Below are 5,281 nucleotides of genomic sequence, written 5' to 3' on the forward strand. Positions count from 1 at the left end.
CCGCAAGCCCCGCCGCCACCCGGGGCGGATACACCACCGTCGCGACGCCGAGCACGTCGAAGAAGGTCGCGGTTGCTGGACCGGGCTCGGGGGCCGGCAGCGGTCGCGACGCGAGCCTTCGCACCAGCGCCAGCACCGTGTCCCCGACGTGCTGGAGGGTGCCGGGGGGCACGGCCTGCGGCCCATCCAACGCCGTGTGGTACGCGTAGCCGCCCTCCACCAGCGCCAGGTCGAGTCCCGGAAGGCCGCCCTCCACGTAGCGCTCGAAGTCCGTGTAGAAGGGCGCCGCGCCGCTCGCCATCACGTCCTGCCCCAGCACGGACGCGCTCGGGTCTGGCACCGCGTCCGCGTACGCGTCCAGCAACCCCCGGGCGCCAGGGCTCGCGCGGAAGAGGACCAGCCGGCCGCCGACACCGACGCCCTCCAGGTTGATGAACGCCTTCACGTCGCGCGCCCAGGGATGGCGCAGGAAGCCCGCCGCGCCCAGACGGCCGTCCTCCTCCCCTCCGTTGAGGTTGAGCAGCACCGTGTGGCGCGGACGCGGCCCCGCGCTCAAGGCTCGCAGCACCTCCACTCCCGCGGACACCGCCAGCGCGTTGTCCCCCGCCCCCGGGCTCTCCTCCGGGCTGTCGTAGTGCGCGGACAGGAGCACCGCGTCCGGCTCCGTGCCGGGCAGCCGCGCCAGCACGTTCACCGCGCGGAAGAGGACGAGCGTTCCCTCGTCCACCACGGTGGCCTCCGCGTCCTGCACCTGCACCTCCACGCCCGGCAGCGCCCGCAGCCGCTCCACCAGCAGCGTCACCGCGCGTTGCGCCGCGGGTGAGCCCAGGGGGCGCGGCGCTTGCGCCAGGGCGTGCAACAGCGGCAGCGCGCGCGCTTCCGAGAACGCTTCAGGCGCGGCGTCCTCCGGGCGCGGCTCCACCGGGCGGCGCGCCACCCACGCGGCCCCCAGCACCGTCACCAGCACCGCGAGGACCCCGGCCCAACGGCGCGCTAGATCCATGTGGACTCCGGCCTGGCGGCGCGTGCTCATTGCGTGGCTCCAGCCTGGCGGCGCGTGCTCATCGCGTGGCTCCAGTCCGGCAGCGTGCTCATCGCGTGGCTCCAGCCCAACGGCGCGCGCGCACCATGCGGACTCCGGCCCGGCAGCGTGCTCATCGCGTGGCTCCAGCCCAACGGCGCGCGTGCTCATCGCGTGGCTCCAGCCCAGCCCAGCAGCGCGCGCTCACCATGCGTAGCTCGCCTTCAGCAGCACCGTGTCCGAGCGCGGTCCCAGCCCCAGCCCGTGCGGCGGGAGCGAGCTCCGGGCCGCGTCCGCTCCCTCCAAGAGCGGCTCCTCCTGCGCCCGCGAGTAGATGAAGTAGAGCGTGGAGCCCACGTGGTACTCCCAGCGCGCCACCACGTTCACGTTGAGCGCCGCCGTGTGGAAGCTGGGGTCCTCCACGCCCGTCACCGGCTGGAGGTCTCGCAGCCGCACCGTCCCGTCCTCTGGGATCCGCGTCGCGTAGAAGGGACCATAGGGGCCCAGCCCGGTGAGCAACTGCACCCGCGCCTGCAACGTCAGCCGGGGCGTCACGACGACGAGCTGCTTGAGCGTCAGCGTCAGGAAGCGCGGCACCAGCTCCGCGAAGAGCAGCTGCCCATCCTCCGTCTCCCCCGTCCAGCGCGGACCGTCCTGGGTGGCTTCATACGACACGGCCACGTCCGTCTGGAGCCGGGGCATCGGGCGCCACGACAGCCCCGCGCTCGCGGACTTGCCCACGCGTCCCGGCGAGACGCCGTTGCGCGACGTGCGGTCCACGTAGCCCTCCAGCGTGAAGGCCAGCGGACGCAGCGGATCCGTCTCCAGCGCGCAGGTGCCGTAACCGAAGTCCGGCAGTTCGTAGGCCAACCCCCGCCCCGGAATCTCCCGCAGGTCGCGGCGATGGGTCTCCACGCCCGCCTCGCAGTTCAGGGTGCTGAAGTCCGGCAGCACCGCCTCCAGCGTCAGGTCCAGCCCGCGCGACAGCGGCAGCCCCCGGGCGTCCGTGGACCAGCCGCCCTGCCCCCGCACGCCCAGCCACAGCTCGGGGAAGATTCCCCACCGCGAGCCGCGCCCATACTGCACGTGGGCCGACACCTTCTGCTGGTTCTGGAGCGGCTGGAAGCCAGACGCGTTCAGGTCCAGCGTGGGCGACTCGTACTCGTACGTCAGCGTCGTGCGCCACGGTTCGCCGCCCAGCTTCCCGCCGCGCAGGTAGGCCCCGAACCCCAGGTCCCCCGCGCGCAGCCGCGTCCCATCCCGCAGCAGCACGCCCTCGGGGCCGCCACCCGTCACCCGCGAGGCGTCCACCTGCCCGGACAGCGCGAAGACACCATCCGTCGTGCGCAGCCGGAAGTCCGCCGCCGCGGCCTGGCCCCCGCGCACGACGCACGGCGGATCCTCCGGCAGCGGCGTTCCCTGACAGCGCGAGGACAGCGGGGTCGCCGCCGTCACCATCAACCCCAGTTGCTGTCCCTCCGCCACCTCCGCGCGCAGCACGCCCGCGAGCGAGTTCATGGGCGGTGGCACCACGCGCGGCAGCGTGGCCTGGGAGGCGAAGTGCAGCGGGCGCGCCCACTGGAAGCGGTAGCCCCGCCCCGGAGCAGTCCCCAGCGCCGGGACGCCCAGGGAGACAGCGTCGAGCAGCCCCACCTGCACGCCGTCGCTCACGGTGCCCACCAGCTTCACCGCGCCCAGCAGCGGTTGATCCAGTCCCACGCGCCGCGAATAGAAGAGCGTCTGCGCGGAGCGCCCCGCCTGCGCGCCCACCGGCTGGAACAGCTCCAGCCCCTCCAGGAAGAAGGGGCGCTTCTCCGGGAAGAAGACCTCCGAGGTACCCAGATTCACCAGCAGCTCGTCCGCCTCCACCTGGCCGAAGTCCGGGTTGAACGTGCCCGTGAGCGACAGGTCGCTGGCGAGCGCGGCCTGGAAGTCCAGGCCCACGTCCGCGGACGGCTCCAGCGTGGAGGCTCCGCCCAGCAGCACCGCGTCGCGGCTCGCGGTGAGGCGGCTGGCCACGTAGGGCGTCAGCAGGAGCCCGCGCTGATGGCGCACGCCCTCCAGCCCCTGGAAGTCCGCGAAGCGCGACACGAGCGCGTTGGCCTCGCGCGGGATGACGGTGGAGTCCACCTGCTCGTGCGTCCGGGCCATCTGCCTGCGGACGTGGAAGCCCCACGCCTGCAACGGCGCCTCCGGGAAGCGCAGGACGGACAGGGGCACGCGCAGCTCCGCCGTCCAGCCCTCTTGCGTGACGGTGGCCTCCCCCTCCCAGACGGCGTCCCAGTCCTTCGCCTCGGTGGTGTCCTCGGTGAGGCGCGCGTCCTCCAGCGTCCCCCCCGCGTTGATGGAGAAGACGTAGGCGGTGGCCCTGTCCTTCAGGCTGTCCACCATCACCGTTACCCGATCGGAAGGCGGGATGGCGTCGCGGCGGCCCAGGCTCCGGCGGATGAGCGCGGGCTGCCTGTCATAGGCGGTGATGCCCACGTAGAGGTTGCGCTCGTCATGGAGGATGCGCACCTCCGTGCGCTCCCCGGGCGCGGCGCCAGGCTCGGGGAAGCTCTGCACGAAGTCCGAGTACACCGGCGCGGCGGCCCACGCGGCTTCGTCCAGCACCCCATCCACCGCCACGGCCCCGTCCGTGCGCGCCGCCCGGAAGACGGCGGGCACGCGCGGGCCTTCCGCCGCCTGGACCGGCACCGCCAGCGCGAGCCAGAGCCCGCCCAGCCAACAGCGTCTGCGCCACGCCACCCGCGTCACGTCCGTTCCCTTCCGGCGCGCGCGCGGTCCCCACACACCTGGGCCGGGGACCGCGCAACACGCGCCCTCATGCGTAGGTGCCGCGGTCCACGTCCACGTTCAGGATGACCCGGTTGCGATCCGAGCGCTGCCACACCTCGTGGTACTGGGTGTCGTCGAAGACGAAGCAGCGGCCCTCCTCCCAGGAGATGAATTCGCGCCGCACGCGCGGCGACTTGGCAAGGAACTCCGGGAACGCGCGCTCGATGAAGAAGAGCGTGTTGAGGTAGTGCAGCTCCTCGCGACCGGACTCCGACGCCAGGGCCGAGGGCGAGGCCTCCCCCTTCGCCGTGAGCACGCCCTGCGCCTGGAGCCGGGCGAAGGTTTCGTCGAAGACGGGCGAGGCGGGATGCGGGGTCGCGTCCCGGTACGGCAGGCAGAAGCCCGGCTGCTCGATGCGCACGTTGAGCGCCTCCGCGACGGCCCACAGGGCCTTCCAGGCCCCGTCCGGGTTGTCCGTCCGAGTGAGCGAGGAGAAGTCCCTGAGCGTGCGGATCTCCGCCTCCGACAGCGCCTCGCGCAGCAGCCGCGCCGGCAGGCTGTCGTTGTCCGCGGCCACCAGCGGCAGGAGGCGGTCCACGTCCTTGAAGTCGTTGGGCGACACGCGGTGCGACCCCACGGCCATCACCGCGTCGCCCGGGACGATGAGCCCCAGGTGGCAGCGGAGCATCGTGGCGTCGTTGCCCGTGTGCGCCAGGATGTGCGAGCCGGGCGCGAGGCAGGAGAACCACACGCTGCGCAGGCCGGGAATCCGCTTCACGATGGACGTCGTCACCGGACACGCGTCCGTCACGTCGCGGAACTCCGTGATGCCGCCCTTCTTCAGGAAGCTGGGGTAGACGGCCTCCTCCAGCACCGCGACGTGGAGCCAGCGCAGCGCGTCCCGGGCCTCGTCGCCGTCCACGTTCCCCAGCGCGAAGTGCCCCTCCCGCTGCACCAACTGGCCCGCGGCCAGCAGCTTCGCCAACCGCTCGCGCGAGCGCGGCGTGCGGTCATCCAGGGTGAGCTGCCACTGGTTCACCACGAAGAATTCGGGGTCCGCCACCACCGCGTTCATCCCGGCCACCAGCCGGTCGATCATCGAGGGCGTGCAGTCGTGCGGCGAGGTGTACGTGGACAGCTCCCGCATCGTCTCCTCGCCCAGGCGGGCCTGGAGCAGTCGCGAACCGAACGAGGTGGGATCGCCCAGCAGCACGCCGAAGAGCTGGAGCGGATCCGTGCAGTCGGACACGGTGAAGCGCGGGCGGTTGCGCACGTCCAGACGGTTGTCGTGGTACAGCAAATCCAGCGTGGTCCACCCCGCCGTGTACACGTCCGAATAGGCGTACGGCTTGAACCGGGCTTCGATCTGCCGCTCCGCCTCCGCGCGGATGGCCGGGTAGTTCGCCTCCAGCTCCTGCGTGAAGGGGAAGAGGTGCTTCGGGTAGAAGTTCATGACCTTGGGTTCCTTTCGTGGGTGGGGGC

The 5,281-nt window shown here is 72.4% G+C and carries 4 protein-coding genes; all 4 read right to left on the minus strand.

The features are described from left to right. Nucleotides 1–1,003, minus strand: a 1,003-nt coding sequence (locus D7X74_RS39255) for a M28 family peptidase (protein ID WP_147446849.1), incomplete at its 3' end; no start/stop codon positions are given. A 26-nt stretch (nucleotides 1,004–1,029) separates the two neighbouring features. Further along, nucleotides 1,030–1,158: a hypothetical protein gene (locus tag D7X74_RS44925; RefSeq protein ID WP_255424522.1), complete on the minus strand. Its 129-nt coding sequence runs from the start codon at nucleotides 1,156–1,158 to the stop codon at nucleotides 1,030–1,032. 67 nt (nucleotides 1,159–1,225) lie between these two features. Next, complete coding sequence (locus D7X74_RS39260) at nucleotides 1,226–3,769, minus strand: DUF5916 domain-containing protein (protein ID WP_233602444.1); 2,544 nt, start codon at nucleotides 3,767–3,769, stop codon at nucleotides 1,226–1,228. A gap of 76 nt (nucleotides 3,770–3,845) precedes the next feature. Next, nucleotides 3,846–5,281: aspartyl/asparaginyl beta-hydroxylase domain-containing protein (locus tag D7X74_RS43785; RefSeq protein ID WP_233602445.1), on the minus strand; the 1,436-nt coding region annotated here is incomplete at its 5' end.

The sequence above is a fragment of the Corallococcus sp. CA047B genome (assembly GCF_003612065.1).
Lineage (GTDB): Bacteria > Myxococcota > Myxococcia > Myxococcales > Myxococcaceae > Corallococcus > Corallococcus praedator.

Coding starts and splice junctions, on each gene's coding strand:
- D7X74_RS44925 (WP_255424522.1), bottom strand. CDS start 1,158: ATGAGCACGCTGCCGGGCCGGAGTCCGCATGGTGCGCGCGCGCCGTTG.